The following is an 18,361-nucleotide window of genomic DNA, read 5'->3' on the forward strand; positions in this document are numbered from 1 at the left end:
TATAATTATATTTCTTCAGTTTCGTATACATAGGCCTGCATAATAAGAGCTAATGCATTATCAATATCATTTAATGATGCTACGATAAATTCAACATCACCATTTCCCCAATGTCCGATATTGGAAATATCTCTGCAAAGGCCTAACGGATCTTTGATATTGGTGTAAGGAATATTTAAGTTAATCTTCAATCCTTTGCTTAAAAATATTATATTAGCAAAATTATTGTAAACTTTATAAGATATATATCGTTTATTATATTCAACACTAATATCTGAAGAAATATTTAAAATACGTTGATGTAATTCTTCAAAAATAGGTTTATTAACTAAATAATATTCATAATCATCAATGTGGTACTTAGATGGTTGTTCTACATCATCAACAGACTGTAGCTCAGCTAGTTGTTCATCGGTTAAATCTGGATATTTCCATATTTTTAGGGCTATTTTACTTAAAATTTTAGCTCTTTCTTCAATATTACTGGCAGACCAGTTGGGTTGTTTGATAACATAAGAATTAAGACGTAGTGCACTTTGTTTAAAACCTCCTTCTATCTCTAATTTCTCTTTAAATGATTTGTCGCTCATCTCACTATTATATGCTGTAAGTGTTAGATTACCTAATGTATGCAGATATTTCTTTTGTGTTTCTCGCCAGTTCTCACCAAGAGAAATTTGCCAATCTTTAGATAATTTAGGATTTTGAGGCATTATATGCTCAATAGTAAGATATCTAGAGTTTATAGGTGACTTGTTATCATAATTTTCAAGATGAGATAAAATAAAACTTAGGTTTCGAGTATTATAAAGATCCCTTGTGGTTAAAGCTTTTTCAAACTCTTCATTATTAGGAAATACTTTATAGGAAGACAGGGATGCAAATTGAAATTTTAAAGAGTTTAAAAAGTTTGAACAATCAATAGTATTTATTAAGGCAGAGAATGTCTTGTTAAGACTATTAGTTGGAATTGCACATACATTTCTTCTAAGAACATAACTTAAAGAGAGCTTGAGAGTATACTTATAATCATCTAGTGATATTTTGTTCTCCTCAACTAATTGTCTAGCCCATAAAAATAAAGGGTATGCTACTTCCATACGAAGTTCTACAATATCATCGTACAGAGATTTTATGTCTTTATCAGGACTTCTTCTATATACTATGTCAGTATAATATTGTGCAAATTTGAATAAATCTTGACACAAGCCTTCAATATCTTCACTAAATTTACTATTATTCTTGAAAAGTTTGAATGTTTGGTATACATAATCTTGCTTTGTAATTTTTGAATTTTTTAGGGTCAAATAATCTCTAAAAAACCGATCCATTAAAAATTCATCTTTATAATCAAATAGCTTTTCTAATGGTCTCCAATAATGTTCATAAATATAAGATTGATTACACGGTTCTAATCCCATAAGTAGATTATTTCGAATGAGATCAGTCTGAGATAGTTCCTTGCCAGTAGAATTAAGGCTTTCAAAGATTGCTTGAGCATCGTCCTGAGCTCTATCCAGCGTTATATTGACTATTTGAAGTTTGCCAACAGATTCATAAATCTCTGATGGCAGCAATTCATTGCTATTAATTTTATTTTCAAAAAATTTATAGTTTGTAATTAAACGAGAGTTTTCATAATTTCCTTGTAGTGGTTTATTTTCAATCATGTCGATTAAAATTTTTCTATCAGTTTCGGTTAATATTAGTTTGTATCGATCATCTCCTGATTCATATTCATTTTTTAATAACATGTTATCAATTCGTTTTTCATTAACAGATCTATCATCAGGATGTTTTTGTGCATAATCTCTTAATGCAATCATTAATAATGTTAAAGTCGTAATTCTTTGCTGCCCATCTATTATCATATATCGTTGAACACCAGTTGGCATTGCTTGCTCTGCAATATTAACAATAGCGCCAACAAAATGTCCTGCTTTATTTTTCTTCTGCATGTCAACAATATCTGACCATAATTGAGTACACTGTGATATTTCCCAACTATATATGCGCTGATAAGGAGGAATAATAAATTGCTTAGAGCCGTTTAAGATCGCGTAAATATTTCCCTTAATTGCATCCATGTTAAAATCCTTTTTGGTATTTTTAATTAAAATTTGGCGAAAATTATATCTCTTAATATAGACACAAAAAAATCACTTACGAAATGTTAGACATATATCACAAAATATTAATCAATTGTTTTAAACTCAAATCTGAAGGAATAACCGGAAAATTTGGTTTTTTGTAGTTAGATATCGCCATAAGTTGATTTCCACAGCCATAGCTCAATCTGTCATAGAAAGGTTTTCTTGATTTAAGATTAAACCCGTTGTATGAGTTAGAACCTGAAAGCATGGAGCCACAAGAATAGTAAATGTAGGTAGGATATTCCGGTTCCTCTTGATTTTCAATAATAAAACTTTTGGTTTCATAGTGATAAAGCAGTTCACCAAGTGTCAACGGAAAGTCTCTTGATATATACGCGTAACTAAAGCCCATGCCATAAAAAGTGATATTTGACAACTCTGGCGTACTCCAGATTTTTTCCTTGGAATTGAAAATTAACTCAAAATTTTTTATAAAGAGATGAAGTTCTTCATTGGCTCTTTTATAAAAATCATCGGTAAATGCATCTATTTCTTCACGGCTTATATTTAAAATTTTTAGTAAATCATTAAAATAAAATTTATTCATCCTTTCATAAGATTGAAATTTCATAAATTCGTTAATGATTTTATTTTTATTGTTACCGGGAAACATGTAGGCGATGTCTCTGTAAGTTAAGTTTAACTCTTTACGCTTTTTGTCTACAAAATCAAATAGTTCTTTTTTATAGTTAAATTTGCTTGCATTTGCAGTGTTCATAGTTCTTTTATTAATGAATGGATTGAGGTTTATCATAAAAAATCCTGTTTGATACTTAACAGCATAATTTGATTATAAAAACTAATATGTAATATAATCAGTAAAATTTGTAATATTATTCTTAACGAGATTTATAATCAGACGCTTGTCGATGTCATTAAGACCTATTGGTTCAATGATATGGTCGCCATCTGAATTTCTTACTTGCAAAGCATTAGTTAATAACTCATCAAGACTTATAGGGTCTTTATCTTTATATATTAAAATATCATTACTTAATTTAAATTTTTCAGAGTTTGATGATTCATTAATAATAATGTTATGTTGATTCTTTATTAAAATATTAACTTTTGTTTCAATGGTTACATTAGTTCCTTGGAGACTGTAACGTTTTGTTACCATATACTCATTTGGAGTTTTATTAGACAAAGCATTTAATACTTTTTTATATTCTATATTGTCAATTTTTATTGTTGTAAGATAAGCTTTATTTTTGTAACCAAAATATATATGTCTTAATAAAGCAGATATATTTTCAGCTTGAACGACAGCATTATCAGGGAAGTAAATATTTTGAAAATAATCAGAGAAATGCTTATTTCTTTGTGTATTTATTATAAAATTTTTATTTATATAAGTTATGAATTTTGCGTTGCAGTACACTTTCTCTCGCAGCATGCTTAGCATTTTTACTTTAAAATCATGACTATTGTCAGCTTGAATTATTTTGAAATGTTCAGCTTGTTCAATATCAAAAACATAAAAATCAGAATCGTAGCCCTCATTTGGATATTCGTAGATAAAATACTCAATCTCACGTAAATTTTTTATTAAACTGCCATCTTTTTTAAGAGGTAATATATAATCATAGGTAAGTGCTAGTTTTAAATTACTATCCAGCAATGAGAAAATGTCTTTAATTTTTCCGACTAAAAATAAATTGTTAGTTTTAATTCGTTCTTCCTGATCTTTGTAATATTCATCAGGGTAGAACAGTGAATATTCATGATACCAATCCTCTTTAAGCAAAGATATAGCTAATCTTTCGTCTATTTTGTCATCAAATAAAAAATTCTTCATAATAATTATAACCTTGTATCAAAAAACTAAAAAATGGCTGATTCGTCTAAATATGCATTCCAATCCCTGGAATGCCAACCTGAACTCATAAATTTAACTGTTTTATCACCTTCTTTACACAATAAGATGCTATGTGATACAAGCCATTTTTTGAACTCATCATGTTCCGTTGGGACCTCCAAATATGTTCCAGACCGAAGCTCTTTGGTGACAGCTGATATAAATTTTTCTTTTATTTCTTTAAAAGTTTTTATGTCATGAGGTCCTTGACCAATATGATTTAGTGGAAGAAAAATTGAAGATAGAGGCAACTCAAAATAATTACCTTCAAATTTGACTAAGTAATTAACCACTTTATTTTCAACAAAAAATTTCTTTGTTTTATCAACTACTGGCTCTTTTATGTAAAAAAGATAGTCTCTAATTACTGTTTCGTAAAATTCAAACCAACTTGGCGGAAAAGATTTATGTTGAGAGTAAAATTCCTCTACATCACCCCATGTATATTCAAAATCCTCAAAAAGGCTAAAGTCTTCTTCATCCCATTGGTTTAAGAAACTTTCATTATCTTCCCATTTGTACATGTAATCCCATAATTCCTTATATGGGATAGGTATATTTTCTTTTGGATTGAAAAAAGATTTAAACCATCTATTTTTTTTATAAAACCAGTGATCATCATAATATTCACTTTCCTCAAAAAGAAGATAGCCAATATCTTCGCCACTAACTTCACTTTGCCTCTTGACAGGAAATATTTTTGAATAAATATTTTTTGTTAATACTTTTATCGTTTCTTGAAAATAGATTCCTCTTTTTTCCTGTTTTATAAGATCCAAATCAATACCGTTATAGACAAAGATGTCCTTATCTTTATTATTATCAAGATATTTTCTATACATATAATATGTGGGAAAGAATATCTGTATTTCATTCATGTTAAGATTAAGTTTTTCTGCGATTTTTTCTGCCTCATTCATGTCAAAAGTATTCATTTCAAGTTTTTCTAAAAAGCTATCAGCGCTTGTATTAAATATCTCTTTGGCAAAGAGTTGAATGCTGTAATAGTTGTCTTGAAGTTTATTTAAAAAAGCTTCTGTTCTCATATCCAATCTACCTTCATAGAGGTATCTTTATTTGTTTTGATAATTTAGGTTTTATTTTTCTTTCCTACGTAAACAGTTTAGTTCTAAATTATTCCGTCAAACGGAATAATTGAAATTTAACAAAAATATTTTAAAAACAAATAGACAAAAATGAAGGGGAAACTATGTTGACTTACTTTTTAAAGTAAAAACTTTGCCGACCGAATCAATAATAGTATTTGATTTAGAAAGTCTTCACTGTTCGATCGGCGTTGAAATCTTAATTTGCCTTAAAGTTATAAACTGGCTTTATTATTTTTATGATTTCAGCAGTAGGGGTGATATTATCCACAATATCAGCCATACTCTTATATGCCATAGGGCATTCATCCAATGTTGATTCATTAATTGAGGTTGAATAAATACCCTGCATCTGTTTTTTAAATTCAGATAAAGTATATGAGTTCTTAGCTTCCGTTCTGCTCATTAAACGTCCAGCGCCATGCGGTGCAGAATAATTCCAATCCTCGTTTCCTTTTCCTAGACATATAAGGCTACCATCTCTCATATTGATAGGAATTAAAAACTTCTCACCTTTTTCTGCAGATACAGCCCCTTTGCGTAAAATCATTTTATCTGTATCTATATAATTGTGAATGGTGGTAAATTGTTCTTCTACGTGCAGTTTCATCCCTTTAACGATGTCATCGATCATTGCTTGACGATTCACTGCTGCATAGCTTTGGACAATTTTCATATCATTGATGTATTGTTCAAAAAGATTTCCTGAAACGTAAGCAAGTGTTTTAGGAAGTGCAATTTTCTTTGAAGTTTTAACCATTTGCAAAAAACTACTAATTTCTGTTGATTTGCCTTCATTTTTCATTTTTTCAATTATTTTATCGACACATTCATCAACAGTATTATTATGTTTTACAAGCCGCTTATATCCTTCTTCTTGGTAATATTGGGCAACTTCCAAACCTAAATGCCGGCTTCCTGAATGAACTACGATATATAAAGCACCGTCACTATCTTGATCGACTTCAATAAAATGATTCCCGCCTCCTAGAGTACCGATACTTTTTTCAGCGCGAGCAAGGTTAATGTTTTCATTACAGAGTAATTCAGAAAGATTTGTTCTTACAAGATATTTATGATTTGTTCTACGAACCTCAAGACCTGACGGTATATTTTCACGGATAAATTTGTCCAGCTTCTGAAAGATCATTCGTGTCTCACGAATTTTTACGATCTCCATTCCGCAGCCGATATCAACTCCAACAAGGTTGGGTACAACTTTATCTTTAATTGTCATAGTTGTACCAACGGTACATCCGGCTCCCGCATGGATGTCAGGCATCATGCGAATTTTACTTCCTGCAGCAAACTCTTGGTCGCAAAGACTTTTTACCTGACCAAGAGAGGCGTTATCTATAACGTCGGTAAAAATCTTTGCAGTATTAAATTTTCCTTTTACTTCTATCATAATCTTCTATAAATCCTAAAAACATTTTTAACGTGTAGCAAATATTAAATACCGACTCTGGCAAAAATTTCTTGCAGGATAGATTAAACAAAGTATCTAATATTTTCCTTTAAAATTATGCAAATCCTGAGGACTGTACTTTTTTTTATTTTTAGATGAGTGGATTTTCTCATCCAGTGAATGTAAAAGCTTAATTAGCTCTGAAGCTTGTTCTTCACTCAGGTTTGACCAGTCCAGCTCATTAATATGACTGTCCTTTTTGGAAAGACGGTTAATTTTGGTTTTTAAAAATTCCAATGATTTTATAGTTACAGGTCTCACTTTCTAATAACTCCAACTTTCATTTTCCTTAAGATTAATATTAATAATTATTTATTCCATAATACGGAATTATAGTGCTGATATTGCAAAATTCTCACGTACATAAGTTTATATATATGTTTTTCATACAAATTTTTAATATACGGTAAACTTAGATAAGTTATTAAAGCAAAGATTTGCTGCTAATTTTCCATCGATTTCCGTATCCGAAATGCTGCACCATGTCATATTATCTTTTGGATCAAATTTATGCCTGATAGTTGCATAACTATAAAATTCGTCCTCTGAACCAATTTTCTCATCAATGATGATATGATCTGATATCAGAGCAGAATCGCTATCATTATCATATTCGTACCAATTTTTTATCACTTTATGAGTATCAGAACCATCAATTTTGCATTCAAAAAAATTGCTGATTCTATAAATAATGTTTGTTTGCAAACTTTCATAAATTTGGCTATAAAGACCGCTCACACATACTTGATTATCACTATTTATAAGTTTTAATTTAGAGTAATTTTTTCTCGCCAAATAAAAATCAAGATAATTTAAAGCAAATTCAAGATCTACTTTTCTAATAATTTTTGGAAACCAAACAGCCTTTTTATTTGTCGGCAAGGTGCGTATTTTCTTTATAAATTCAAGATCAAGATGTTGATTATATATTAGACTGTTTTTAAATTTTAAAAATGAATCAACTTTCTCTTCATCTAGTGAAATTTTGATCTTTTCGTCAAAAAATCCCATATTATTTTTTTCAATAAAGAAATAGCAACTTGAAATGTCGGTTATTAGATTTGAAAAAACTTTATTAAATAAAAATGTACCGGATATAGCAAAGTATAAATTGCTTATCTGTATGCCTTCGAATATTTTTAATGCATAACATTGCAAGAAGTGACCAGAATTATAATCTTTCTTAATATCATCATTTTGATAAATCGTATAAACATTCATCCAAGTTACATTTTGTGTATCTAAAAGAGATAATAAATATGATCTATCAAATTGTTTACTAAAAGAGAAATTATAATAAGAATCGGGCAGTTTAAACATACTTTAAAATCCTTAAATACAATTAAATATTGATAACATACTTTAATGCTTATTTACCGAATATATACTGCAATAAATGTATATATGTAAATGCTATGTTTTTCAAAAATCAACAGGTTGCATATATATACATTTCATAGGCATGAAACATCTATAAGCATCTTTTCTGTAGGATCTGCAATAATTTTTTTATTTTTAATATTTATCAGTTGTGGCTCTTTTATATAGACTATAAATTTTTTGATATGATTCATTAAAAGATTTTTAGCTAATTTCCCATCAATATCCTCATTTTTTATACAGTCCCACGTTTCACAATCTTCATGTTGACTATATAAGTCATCTGCACAAGCATAAAAAACAGTATTATTACCAGTTTTTTCGTCAATTATATTGTGATTCGAAACCAAATCAGCTTCATCATCATAATCATATCCTCCTATTTCCTTACGAACCTTAGAGGTTTTTACATCATATGTAAAATTACAGGATAGTCTATAAATAAGATTTGTGGTAGAACTTTTGTAGATTTGACTATAATTTCCGTTTATGTGTTCATGCTTATTATAAAATTCACTACTAAATATTTGGTATACTTTCCTTTCAATCTTAAAATTTGAATTTTTAATTATTGAAAAGATATCTCTTTTTCTTATTTTTTGTGGAAAACAAATATAAGTATTTCTTTTTGAAGGTTCACTATTAAGTTGCTTGATATATTTATAATCTAATTCAGCATCATCAAGATTCTCAATATATTCTCCAATAAAGATATTTTCCTTGGTTAGCTTTACATGCCTATCTAAGACTCCTTTGTTGTTTCTCTCCATAAAAAAATATCTATTGGATATTTTCTTATTTACTTGCGTTCCATCTTTTTTAAGTGTATATCTACCGTTTATAGCCAGGTATATATTGCTTATCTGCTTATTTTGAGACATTAGTGCAAAGCACTGCGAATATGTTCCTTTGTAACAGTTTTCAAGTTGCTCAGAAGAAATATCCTTTGAAAAAAACGTGTAGATATTTTGCCAATTATTTTGTTTATCTTTACATAATTCGTAAAATTGATTACCACCTAACAGATTATTTCCTAAATAAATTAAAGACTCATCTTTTGACTTTTCTGACTTTTTCAAAATAGATATCCTACCTTTGTAATCATAATTAACAAAGGTAATAATACAAATACATTATTCCATTTTACGGAATTTTCAAATCATTTTATATTTACAGTCAAAACTTAACTAAATATTTTCATAACATAAAAACATGCTCTTTTGATTTATACAAAAGAGCATAACTGTGTGAAGTTTAGACATAAAATCTTATAGATGCTTATTTACGAGCTAACTTAACAATTTTGCTTCACCACCAAAACTTCTTATCCATGCTTTTAACTCAGGCTCAGAAGAGGTAACGATCTCAAGAATTATTCCTCCTTCACCATCCTCTGTTATTTTTTGGTGTTTCGCCCAAATTCGCTCTTTTACGTAATCTGAGGATTTTCCCGGATTAAATTTAATTCTAAAAGTTCTTGGTTCATGCCATGGTAAACCAAAAGACTCAGATTCAATTTTAGGAATTGGGAACGCAATTTCAAAAGTTGTTTTGTCTACGGAAACAATGCGATGGATAGCAAAATTTGTAAGATAGCGTGGAGTTTTCAAATCTGATTCCATGTATGACCCAAGCACATACAATGCTCCTGACATACACGCAATTTTACATGGAGCAAAAAGATGTCTGTGTATGTCCTTCTCTCCTGATGGACGATATCTAACAACACAGATGTTATGCCCTTTTATTGCATCCAATAAAATTGTAATCATTGAAAAGAAAGGTGAATAGTCTATATATCCTTTACTGAAAAAAGTAAAATTACTGTCCTCACCAAAATTTTGTGTTTCTTCAGATATTTTTAGTGAAAACTCCCAAAGTTTTTTATCAACACGGCTTTTAACTTGTTGGGGAAGATAGGGTTCTGCAAGATCGCGACAAATTTCAAAAAACTTTAGGTCATCACTATCAAGATTCAACCTTCCCTCTTTGTTAAGAGGAGACATTTTGTACCAACGCTTACGCCCGTCTTTTCCAAATTCAAGACTTTCTCCAACTTCACGCTCAATTTCCTCAATTAAACGGATCAAAGTTTGAGAAGAGCAGTTCAAGGTCTCTTTTAAGTCTAAAAGATAGTGACGTCTTTGATCTGAAATTAGTATTCTGAATAATCTTAAAAGTTTACTGCCGTATGAACTGTCATCTAGTTTTTTCATTTGCTCCCCATCCTAAAGAAAAAACTTTCAAAAAGTATGTTGTAGTGAGATATAACACAAAATTATATTTGTACTAATTAATTATAAAACTTTATATAAATATAATTTGCATTAAGCAAAACAAAAAAAGAAAAGGATTTTAACTCTTTGAACTTTGTCTTAGCTCAAAAATTCTATTATTAAACTTGAGTTTTAATTCTTCCTCTAGTTGATTATCAACTGATTCTGTATGTTTTTTGAGTGAGTTAAGAAATTGGTCAAAATAGAATCTGGGTAAAGTACTAAGATTTTTTTTATTATCGTCAAACCATTTTTTATAGTAGCCATATATGTTTTTATAAGAAATCAATACATATTTGTCAGCATCAAGATATGCAGGCAAACTATTTTTTAATACTTCATGATACTCTGGATAGAAAATAAAAAAAGAAGCTTTAACGTTTTTAGTTTCAGTTTCGTTTTTTACAATATTATAATATTTGCTTAACTGCGATTCAATTTTATGAAAATGATCTTCAATTTTTAAATTTACACCATTAATGTTAGATTTTATTTTGTTTTCAATAACGATAACATTACCTTTATCATCAGTTAACTTAATATCTATGTTGTTTATTTCTCTTTCAACCTTAAAAATCTGATTAAAATCAAAGTATTTATATAATTGTTCATTTTTAAAATTTTTTGAGTTTGAGAGAATGTCTATATAAAAATGAAAAAATAGCTCTTTATATGTTCTAAAAATATAAGCAAATAAATTTGAAAAGCTCAACTCATCATCTTCTTTCCCAAGAATACTTATAAAATTAGAATTATTTTTAAGTTTTCTTTTAACTTTGATTTTTTGTGTTTCATCTTTCCAGTTTTCTTTATTATGATCTTCGATATATTCCTCTAATTTATTGTAAGCATTAGGAGTACTTTGTTTGTCAATAAACATTTTAAGTGAAGAACGAAATAATTTTTTTGAATCATTAACAAAGTCTGTTTTGGATATGATTAATATCTTGTTTGCCATAGTAACTTTGCCGGTGTAAGTATAAAAAGCACCATTTATCTTATTGTTAGATTTTGTTTTTGTACGATTGTTTTCAAAAATATCCTTATATGAAACACTTGAAAACTTAATTTTTGCAATTTTAGTTTGCTGTAATTGGCGAATGTCACCATAATTATTTTTGTTGTTTATATAATCTTCAATTTCTTCTGCTAAGCGTAAATTTTCAGCTTTTGCTATAATTTGATAAGTTCCAGGAGCATATTTTCTAACAAATAATATAGTTTTTACTTTTTTATATTTGTCAATATCCATAGTCCCGTATGGAGTAACATAAATATAATTTTTCCCGTCATCAGCTTTCACTAAATTTATGGATTCAAACCAATATTTTCATTTAAAAATTCGCCTACATACATACGATTCAAAAGAATTAAATCTGCATCGTGTTGAGTATCATTATTTGGGTTTATCATAGCTAATTTTCTAGATTTAAAGTAAGATCTGTTTATTGTACAGAATAAAAATTATTAATATTTATAATATTGGAGAATAATTATAAGATTATCAAAGTCCATTGTCTATCCAATAACTACTTATCTATTTATTTTTGATAACTGTAAGGTTATCAATTTATTGCATTGTAGCTTGGTATTTTCACTTCTGATGTGATTACTCAATTAAAAATTAATTATAGTCGCTTCTTGGGGCTTCATAAAAGCAAGAAGATTATAAACATTCTTTATCAAAGTTAGGATAAAAATTATTATTACATTTAAATTTTAATGCTTACAGTTGTATTGTAAAGTTCATCCAAAAAGTTAATCATCATACTGCCATTTCCTTGAGATTTTGCTGCTGCCATTTGTCCGGCGTAACCACAAAGAACCATAGCATTACAAGCGGCATGAAACATATTCTGATTAACTGCCGCAAAAGCAGCTACGATACCGTCTGTTGCACATCCCATAGCTGTAACTTTTGACATCATATCATCACCTAAATTAAGACATCTTACTTCTTTTACGTTTATTATATAGTCTGTTTTTCCGCTAATGATAATAATAGTTTCAATCTTTACAGCTAAAGTCTTTGCTCCTTCAACTGCGATTTCTCCTTGATCGTAAGTATCGACACCTGTTGTTATTTTATGTTCATCGCACAAAGCAAGAATTTCAGAAGCGTTGCCGCGAATTATTGATACACGAACGTCATTTAACAATTTACGATTAAATTCACGCCTGAAGGATGTAGCACCAACCGCAACAGGATCATAGACGATAGGAATTCCTTTTTCATTAGCCGCTTTTCCCGCGATAAGCATAGCCTTAAGTGATTGCTCTTCTGGTGTTCCTAAATTAAGAACCAAAGCATCGGCATATGATGTCATTTGCGCTACTTCTTCAGGGGCTCGTGACATTACGGGAGATGCTCCGATCGAAAGTAGGGCGTTTGCAGAAAAATTTATGGCTACATAATTGGTAATGCTATGAATTAAAGTTTTTTTAGTGTGAATAATTTGTATATCATTTATAAGGTTTTTATATTCAGTTTCGGAAAGAAAATTTTTTAAATCGTTCATAAATGCAGTCAAAAGAAATTATTTATCAATAGCGATATATAGTCATTATTAAGATTTACACTCAAAAGTAAAGTCGCTGTAAAAATAAAGTGTTTATTATGAAGTTATTAAATAAAATGTCTGCAGCTTGTGCAGTTATCTTTATAAGTTCTTTTTTTGGTGTAATGGCAGCAGAAAATTCTTTTTATGCTTTTGCACCATGTGCTGATGCAAAATTAGAAAAAATAGTTGTTTTATCACGCCATGGAGTGAGATCTCCTACTCAAGATTATCAAACGCTAAGTTCCTGGAGTAAAAATGATTGGCCGCAATGGAATGTTCCGTCAGGATATCTTACAGATCGCGGTTATTTTTTAATTAAAAGCCAATGGGAACATTTAAAGAAAATTTTAATTAAAGATTCCGTTTATAAAAATAACCTTTTTAAGTCTGTAAAAATAATAGCCGATAGTGATCAAAGAACGGTTAAAACAGCTGAAGCAATAAGAGAAGGAATTTCATCTGAAAACACTATATATTCAGATAAGAAAGACGTATATCCATTATTTCACCCGGTAAAAGCCGGAATAGTTAAGTTAAACGCACAAGATGTCCAAGAATCGATTATCAATAGAGTTAATAGCACCAAACAACAAGATGCAATAAATTTAATCCAAACAATAACCAATTGCTGTTCCCAATCAATTTGCGGTAGGAATGCTCCTTGCAACTTATCAAACATTCAAGATTCCGTTACCGTAAAAGACAATGATGTTAAATTACTTGGTGAAAAAGCAATTGCATCAAGCATAGCTGAAATATTTTTACTTGAGTACGGACAATGGACAGACAGAAATGCAGGATGGGGACAAGTCGATGAAAAGACCTTAACTAAACTTTTATCTTTGCATAACGAAGTATTTGACGCTTTAAATAGGCAAAATGCTGTCGCTCTAAGTCGTGGAGGAACTTTACTTAATGCATTAAAAAATGAAATAAATGATAGAGCTTCACATATAGCCTTTTTTGTCGGTCATGATACTAATATTTCAAATATAGGTGGTCTTGCAGATTTAACATGGAGTATTCCTGATCAAGGAGTTAACTCAATTCCTCCCGGTTGTGCCATAGTTTTCTTAAGGTGGAATTCTGAAACTGAAAATAATCAATATGTAACAGCCGCGATTGCTGCTCCATCAATAAAATTCATACATTCAGAAAATCCCGATAAAGAAAGATTGTTTCTTATTTCGGCGAATTTAAATTGTGAAGGAAAAATATGCTCTTTAACTAAGTTTAATAAAAAGATTGATAGAGCTTTAAATCGATAAAAAAAAGAGATCTCACTTTAAAATGACAGTGTTTAATTTAATTCTTTGTACAAATATTTTAAGTGAGATCAAATTTTAATTAGCTTAAGAAAAAATCCTTAAAGAGCTTAATGAATTATGCAGTTTATACTCTGCAAAAGGCAGATATTCGGCAATAGTTAATCCCATAATTTCACTATTGCCATCAATTAAATGCAAAATTTGGTTAAGTCTTGCTAAAGACATATTTCCGCCGCTACTGCCATCACCTACAAGCATCGGATTTGCAAAATAGGTTGCAGGAAATTCTGCCGGATTTAAAACATCAATATCAAGATGAACCAACACACGATTAAACCTACTGCAAAATGCAGTTATATCGCCGTCGCTAAGGGATTTATCCTTCTGTATTAAAAAGTTGACCTTAAGATCTTTTAAAAACTGCTCTTGATAATCATGTAAATCCTGAAGTCCAACATAAAGAAGATTTTCAGGCTTAAAAATAGGGTGTTTCATTTCTTTACGCAATTGAACAGCCCCACCGCCTAAAAGACTGCCAAGCACCATTGCATGGGCATTAGGATAACCGTCTTTAGGAGTCGACACATCAGGATGAGCGTCTATCCAAATTATTCCCAAGTCAGGATAAAGGCCGTGAAGGTAATCAAACGGAGCAAGTGAAACTAAGCAATTGCCACCAATAGTTATTACCTTGTCAGGATTTTCTTCATATAAAATACTTTTAGCCTTTTGAATCCCTAAAAGAACCTCGTCAAGAGCATAGATCCCATCTTTTTCTTCAGGATGAATAGTTCCTGGTGCAGGCAAATCAATTTTAAAGAGCGGTTGATTTTGATTTTCCGGTACGATTTGTGCCATCAACCGTGCACCTAAATAGTATTCATCCAAATTACCGCTGACAAAATCAGGATACAGCAAACGAATTGTTTTCATAGGTCGACTAAATCTCTAAAAGATCTTAGTTTAATTGCTCAATAGCTTGTTTTAGAGCTTTTCCGCTATCTAAAGAAGGAGAATAGTCCTCTAATACGTTAAACATTTCTTTTCCGTAGAGCACAACACCGTCTTTTAAGGTATTGAGTACACAAATATCACCAGCTATTCCGCAGATATCGATCTGTTTTATTTCATGCTTTTTGATTAGTTCTTCAATTATTGCGGCTGACTGAGAATTTTTAAAAATAGAGTATTCTTCTGTATCTTTATTGGTACCTTTGCGTAATACTTCTACATCACCTTCAGTTGAATACAATGCATCAAGCAGCGCCTGATAAACTGCAGCGCCGACACTGTCATGAACGCAGTGCTTCGGCCATTCACCGCCATTTTCTTTAAAAGAGCAATGATCATACGGATGCCAATCGGTCGTTACCAATTTAAGTACATATTTTCCATTGTTATTTTTAATGTAGTCAGCAAGCAAATCCATCTTTGCAGCAGCATCCGGAACAGGTAAAGAGCCACTTATAAAATCAATTTGAGGATCGACAATTAAAAGTAAACGATTCATAAAAGACCTCTTGCTATTTTGTCGCAATGAGTAATGTAAAACAATAATAGCCTAAATGGACACTGAAAGCAGATAAAGGATAAATCAAAGTTTTAAAAATTTGAATTCATCCTCTTCTAGCTCTGCAGACATATTTCATGTTGAACAAGAGTTATAAACACAGCTGTCACCACTGCTACATTTCAGCAAATTAAATACTTAACAAGTATTAATTTGCGATATTTGCAATATTTACGAAAAATATTGAATTTCCAGTTTTTAAATCTTCAAGCAAACATTCATGTTTATAAAAACATTCATTGATAACACCTTAGTTATAACCAAGGGACAACTAAAATGCCTAAGAATGTTCATGAATTTTTGGACTGCCTAACAGTTAATCGCATCGCCTTTATATTTGAAAATGATTCTGTAAAAATAGTCAATTCTGATGTTTACGCAATGCAACTGCTACAACTTTAAAAAGTCGATAAGGCAAAACATTACGATCTTGATACAGAGCAGAATGTGGTTATATGGTAAACGACTAAAGAAATTAAAATAATTTGTTTATTTCCTCAGATACCTTAACCATAGCGCCATCAAGATCTCCTGATTCGTCAAAACCGAGAGCATAGGCGCCATAACAAGAGGCTACCGGACGACCTGTTACATAATCTGTGAAATTAACACTTATGCGCGAATAATCTGAATTCTGTCTGGCAGAAAAACGAGCCAAGAGAAGAAGCTGCTTCTGGTCTTCAGTCAAGCTGTATATTTCTTTTTCTCCTATCACCGTAAGTCTTGTTAACTCAAGAGCATCGTAAATCTGCACTTCAAGATCCATTAGTTCTGGGTCGCCGTTATATGACAATACATTTGGTAGAACAACATATTGATATTTATTTATGTCAGCTGTCCGCGATACTGTTGAATTGCCGGCACATCCAACAACAAACAGAATAGATGAAAAAATAACAGGAGTAAATAAACGCATGATGTTCTCCTTAAATACGTTTTCTACAGTTATTTTAATACCGCAGCTGAAAAATTCGACTTCTTAGAACAACCTTTGAAAAAACTAAGTCTAGCATTAACACCTATTTTGTTGTCTTAACTTATTCTACGTTTCTGCAAATAACAAAAATAAGAAATTAATAGATAGAGTTTAAACAAAGATAAAAACAATGTTGTGTAACATATTGATTTATAGCTTAAAAAATAAATTTTGAAGATGATATCCTTTAATAAAAAAACTTAACAGTAATCGGACGTGTTTTAACTTATTCACCGAAAAATTTTCGGTGAATATATTCTTTTTCTCCGAAAATTAACTAAAATAATAGAAAAGGATTGATTATGTATATACATGAAAAAGAAAAATGGTGGGAATTTTCATATAACACCGATGAATTAATAAAAAAATTAGGAAATATACGAGAAAAAGAAGGACTCTTACTTGGCAAGATGTCTCAATTAGGCTTTGATTTTCAAAATCAGTCTTTACTTGAGCACTTGTCGTCTGAGATCGTACATTCATCAGCAATAGAAGGTGAGTCCTTAAACTTAAAAGAAGTAAGATCTTCTATTGCTAACAAGCTTGGTATTGATACGGCTGGACTTGTTCCATCATCGCATCATATTGATGGCATTGTTGAAATGTTGCTTGATGCAACACAAAACTATAATACACCGTTAACTGAAGAAAGACTTTTTAGCTGGCATAGAGTGCTGTTTCCCTACGGCTATAGTGGGCTTTACAAGATTGAAGTAGGGCAATATCGCTCTAGAGAAATGCAGGTTGTCTCCGGCCAAATAGGCAATGAAAAAGTTCATTTTAAAGCCGTTGAACCAAACAAAATTGCTTTTGAAATGAAAGAATTTATTGAATGGTTCAATAATTCAGATGAGCTTGATGGAATCATTAAAGCAGCTATTGCACATCTAAGATTTTTAACGATTCATCCGTTTGATGACGGCAATGGCAGAATCGCAAGAGCGCTAACAGATATGTTATTTGCTCGAACAGAAAAAACATCGCGTAGATTTTACAGTATGTCTGTTGAAATTAAAAAAAATCAAAAGTTGTATTATGAAATATTGGAAAAAACACAGAAAGGAAACGGTGATATCACTGATTGGCTGTTATGGTTCATTAATTGTTTTGACACAGCTTTGGATACTGCTTTTTTAAAGTTGCAGGTAATTTTACAGAAAACGCATTTCTGGAATTATCATCAAAACGTCAATTTTAATGAACGCCAACAAAAGATGATAAATATGCTATTTGAAGGTTTTAAAGGAAATTTAACCACCCAAAAATGGGCTAAGCTCAACAAGTGTTCACAAGATACCGCATTAAATGATATTAATGATCTAATTTCTCACAAAATTCTAGTAAAAAGTAAACACGGCGGCAGAAGTACGCATTATATTTTTAACGACATGAATAGATAAGTTTTTGTACAAGATGAATTGTATTTTACAAATACTTTTTGAGTTACGCTTTAAATTTAACATAATATAAATTATGCGAAGTTGATTATTATAAACTATAAATGACTTATTACAGATTGTCCTTATAGCTTTTTTTCCGGGATTTTCCCTTTTAAAAATTTCCTCAAGAACTTTATACTGAAAATTGACAATTATTAAGTTCAAAAGGATCTGATGCCATTATGCACGAGCTGGCTTAGAAATACTTTATTATTGCTATTGATCCTGTTTTACTGCCTTTTGTAGGACGTTCTATTTTTGAGAATTGAGTCTATCCCGGATCGCCGTAATTTAAATATAGTATAA

Annotated in this window: 16 protein-coding genes; 2 read left to right on the plus strand and 14 right to left on the minus strand. The window is 30.5% G+C overall.

Features of this window, described 5'->3' with window-relative positions; all coding sequences use genetic code 11:
* Nucleotides 1-5 precede the first annotated feature (5 nt).
* The 11 genes from HMPREF9444_RS01735 to thiM form a co-directional block, all read right to left on the minus strand.
* Nucleotides 6-2,087 carry a DUF262 and DUF1524 domain-containing protein gene (locus HMPREF9444_RS01735; RefSeq protein ID WP_009142600.1) on the minus strand — a complete coding sequence of 694 codons (2,082 nt, stop codon included), beginning with the start codon at nucleotides 2,085-2,087 and terminating at the stop codon, nucleotides 6-8.
* 97 nt (nucleotides 2,088-2,184) lie between these two features.
* Complete coding sequence (locus HMPREF9444_RS01740) at nucleotides 2,185-2,907, minus strand: hypothetical protein (protein WP_009142601.1); 723 nt, start codon at nucleotides 2,905-2,907, stop codon at nucleotides 2,185-2,187.
* Between the two features lie 45 nt (nucleotides 2,908-2,952).
* Nucleotides 2,953-3,951, minus strand: coding sequence for a hypothetical protein (locus HMPREF9444_RS01745; RefSeq protein ID WP_009142602.1), 999 nt, complete (start codon nucleotides 3,949-3,951; stop codon nucleotides 2,953-2,955).
* A 26-nt stretch (nucleotides 3,952-3,977) separates the two neighbouring features.
* A complete protein-coding gene (locus tag HMPREF9444_RS01750) occupies nucleotides 3,978-5,057 on the minus strand; it encodes a hypothetical protein (RefSeq protein WP_009142603.1) in 1,080 nt (359 codons plus the stop codon).
* Nucleotides 5,058-5,316: 259 nt separating this feature from the next.
* Nucleotides 5,317-6,525: an RtcB family protein gene (locus HMPREF9444_RS01755; RefSeq protein ID WP_009142604.1), complete on the minus strand. Its 1,209-nt coding sequence runs from the start codon at nucleotides 6,523-6,525 to the stop codon at nucleotides 5,317-5,319.
* 96 nt (nucleotides 6,526-6,621) lie between these two features.
* Nucleotides 6,622-6,846, minus strand: a complete 225-nt coding sequence (locus HMPREF9444_RS01760; protein WP_009142605.1) for a hypothetical protein — start codon at nucleotides 6,844-6,846, stop codon at nucleotides 6,622-6,624.
* Between the two features lie 135 nt (nucleotides 6,847-6,981).
* Complete coding sequence (locus HMPREF9444_RS01765; protein WP_009142606.1) at nucleotides 6,982-7,905, minus strand: hypothetical protein; 924 nt, start codon at nucleotides 7,903-7,905, stop codon at nucleotides 6,982-6,984.
* A 134-nt stretch (nucleotides 7,906-8,039) separates the two neighbouring features.
* Nucleotides 8,040-9,044: a hypothetical protein gene (locus HMPREF9444_RS01770; protein WP_009142607.1), complete on the minus strand. Its 1,005-nt coding sequence runs from the start codon at nucleotides 9,042-9,044 to the stop codon at nucleotides 8,040-8,042.
* 210 nt (nucleotides 9,045-9,254) lie between these two features.
* Complete coding sequence (locus tag HMPREF9444_RS01775) at nucleotides 9,255-10,181, minus strand: WYL domain-containing protein (protein ID WP_009142608.1); 927 nt, start codon at nucleotides 10,179-10,181, stop codon at nucleotides 9,255-9,257.
* A gap of 139 nt (nucleotides 10,182-10,320) precedes the next feature.
* The gene (locus HMPREF9444_RS01780) at nucleotides 10,321-11,493 is read right to left on the minus strand and encodes a PDDEXK-like family protein (protein WP_040909078.1); all 1,173 of its coding nucleotides are present in this window, start codon (nucleotides 11,491-11,493) and stop codon (nucleotides 10,321-10,323) included.
* 460 nt (nucleotides 11,494-11,953) lie between these two features.
* Complete coding sequence (gene thiM, locus HMPREF9444_RS01785) at nucleotides 11,954-12,760, minus strand: hydroxyethylthiazole kinase (protein WP_009142610.1); 807 nt, start codon at nucleotides 12,758-12,760, stop codon at nucleotides 11,954-11,956.
* 98 nt (nucleotides 12,761-12,858) lie between these two features.
* Here thiM and HMPREF9444_RS01790 point away from each other — a divergent pair, with 98 nt between their 5' ends.
* Complete coding sequence (locus tag HMPREF9444_RS01790; RefSeq protein WP_009142611.1) at nucleotides 12,859-14,070, plus strand: histidine-type phosphatase; 1,212 nt, start codon at nucleotides 12,859-12,861, stop codon at nucleotides 14,068-14,070.
* An 84-nt stretch (nucleotides 14,071-14,154) separates the two neighbouring features.
* Here HMPREF9444_RS01790 and HMPREF9444_RS01795 read toward each other — a convergent pair whose 3' ends face one another.
* The 3 genes from HMPREF9444_RS01795 to HMPREF9444_RS01805 all read right to left on the minus strand — a co-directional run bounded on the left by HMPREF9444_RS01795 (nucleotide 14,155) and on the right by HMPREF9444_RS01805 (nucleotide 16,556).
* Nucleotides 14,155-15,003, minus strand: coding sequence for an arginase family protein (locus HMPREF9444_RS01795; protein ID WP_009142612.1), 849 nt, complete (start codon nucleotides 15,001-15,003; stop codon nucleotides 14,155-14,157).
* A gap of 25 nt (nucleotides 15,004-15,028) precedes the next feature.
* The gene (locus HMPREF9444_RS01800) at nucleotides 15,029-15,580 is read right to left on the minus strand and encodes an isochorismatase family protein (protein ID WP_009142613.1); all 552 of its coding nucleotides are present in this window, start codon (nucleotides 15,578-15,580) and stop codon (nucleotides 15,029-15,031) included.
* Nucleotides 15,581-16,115: 535 nt separating this feature from the next.
* Entirely contained in the window at nucleotides 16,116-16,556 is a 441-nt protein-coding gene (locus HMPREF9444_RS01805; protein WP_009142614.1) for a hypothetical protein, read from the minus strand.
* A 362-nt stretch (nucleotides 16,557-16,918) separates the two neighbouring features.
* On the opposite strand from HMPREF9444_RS01805, the gene HMPREF9444_RS01810 reads away from it, so the two are divergent.
* On the plus strand, nucleotides 16,919-18,016 hold the full coding sequence (locus HMPREF9444_RS01810; protein ID WP_009142615.1) for a Fic family protein: 1,098 nt from the start codon (nucleotides 16,919-16,921) through the stop codon (nucleotides 18,014-18,016).
* Nucleotides 18,017-18,361: the final 345 nt, after the last annotated feature.

This window comes from Succinatimonas hippei YIT 12066 (assembly GCF_000188195.1).
Taxonomy (GTDB): domain Bacteria; phylum Pseudomonadota; class Gammaproteobacteria; order Enterobacterales; family Succinivibrionaceae; genus Succinatimonas; species Succinatimonas hippei.

Coding starts and splice junctions, on each gene's coding strand:
- HMPREF9444_RS01740 (WP_009142601.1), bottom strand. CDS start 2,907: ATGATAAACCTCAATCCATTCATTAATAAAAGAACTATGAACACTGCA.
- HMPREF9444_RS01780 (WP_040909078.1), bottom strand. CDS start 11,493: ATGGATATTGACAAATATAAAAAAGTAAAAACTATATTATTTGTTAGA.
- HMPREF9444_RS01810 (WP_009142615.1), top strand. CDS start 16,919: ATGTATATACATGAAAAAGAAAAATGGTGGGAATTTTCATATAACACC.
- HMPREF9444_RS01750 (WP_009142603.1), bottom strand. CDS start 5,057: ATGAGAACAGAAGCTTTTTTAAATAAACTTCAAGACAACTATTACAGC.
- HMPREF9444_RS01800 (WP_009142613.1), bottom strand. CDS start 15,580: ATGAATCGTTTACTTTTAATTGTCGATCCTCAAATTGATTTTATAAGT.
- HMPREF9444_RS01755 (WP_009142604.1), bottom strand. CDS start 6,525: ATGATAGAAGTAAAAGGAAAATTTAATACTGCAAAGATTTTTACCGAC.
- HMPREF9444_RS01790 (WP_009142611.1), top strand. CDS start 12,859: ATGAAGTTATTAAATAAAATGTCTGCAGCTTGTGCAGTTATCTTTATA.
- HMPREF9444_RS01805 (WP_009142614.1), bottom strand. CDS start 16,556: ATGCGTTTATTTACTCCTGTTATTTTTTCATCTATTCTGTTTGTTGTT.
- HMPREF9444_RS01795 (WP_009142612.1), bottom strand. CDS start 15,003: ATGAAAACAATTCGTTTGCTGTATCCTGATTTTGTCAGCGGTAATTTG.
- HMPREF9444_RS01775 (WP_009142608.1), bottom strand. CDS start 10,181: ATGAAAAAACTAGATGACAGTTCATACGGCAGTAAACTTTTAAGATTA.
- thiM (WP_009142610.1), bottom strand. CDS start 12,760: ATGAACGATTTAAAAAATTTTCTTTCCGAAACTGAATATAAAAACCTT.
- HMPREF9444_RS01745 (WP_009142602.1), bottom strand. CDS start 3,951: ATGAAGAATTTTTTATTTGATGACAAAATAGACGAAAGATTAGCTATA.
- HMPREF9444_RS01735 (WP_009142600.1), bottom strand. CDS start 2,087: ATGGATGCAATTAAGGGAAATATTTACGCGATCTTAAACGGCTCTAAG.
- HMPREF9444_RS01765 (WP_009142606.1), bottom strand. CDS start 7,905: ATGTTTAAACTGCCCGATTCTTATTATAATTTCTCTTTTAGTAAACAA.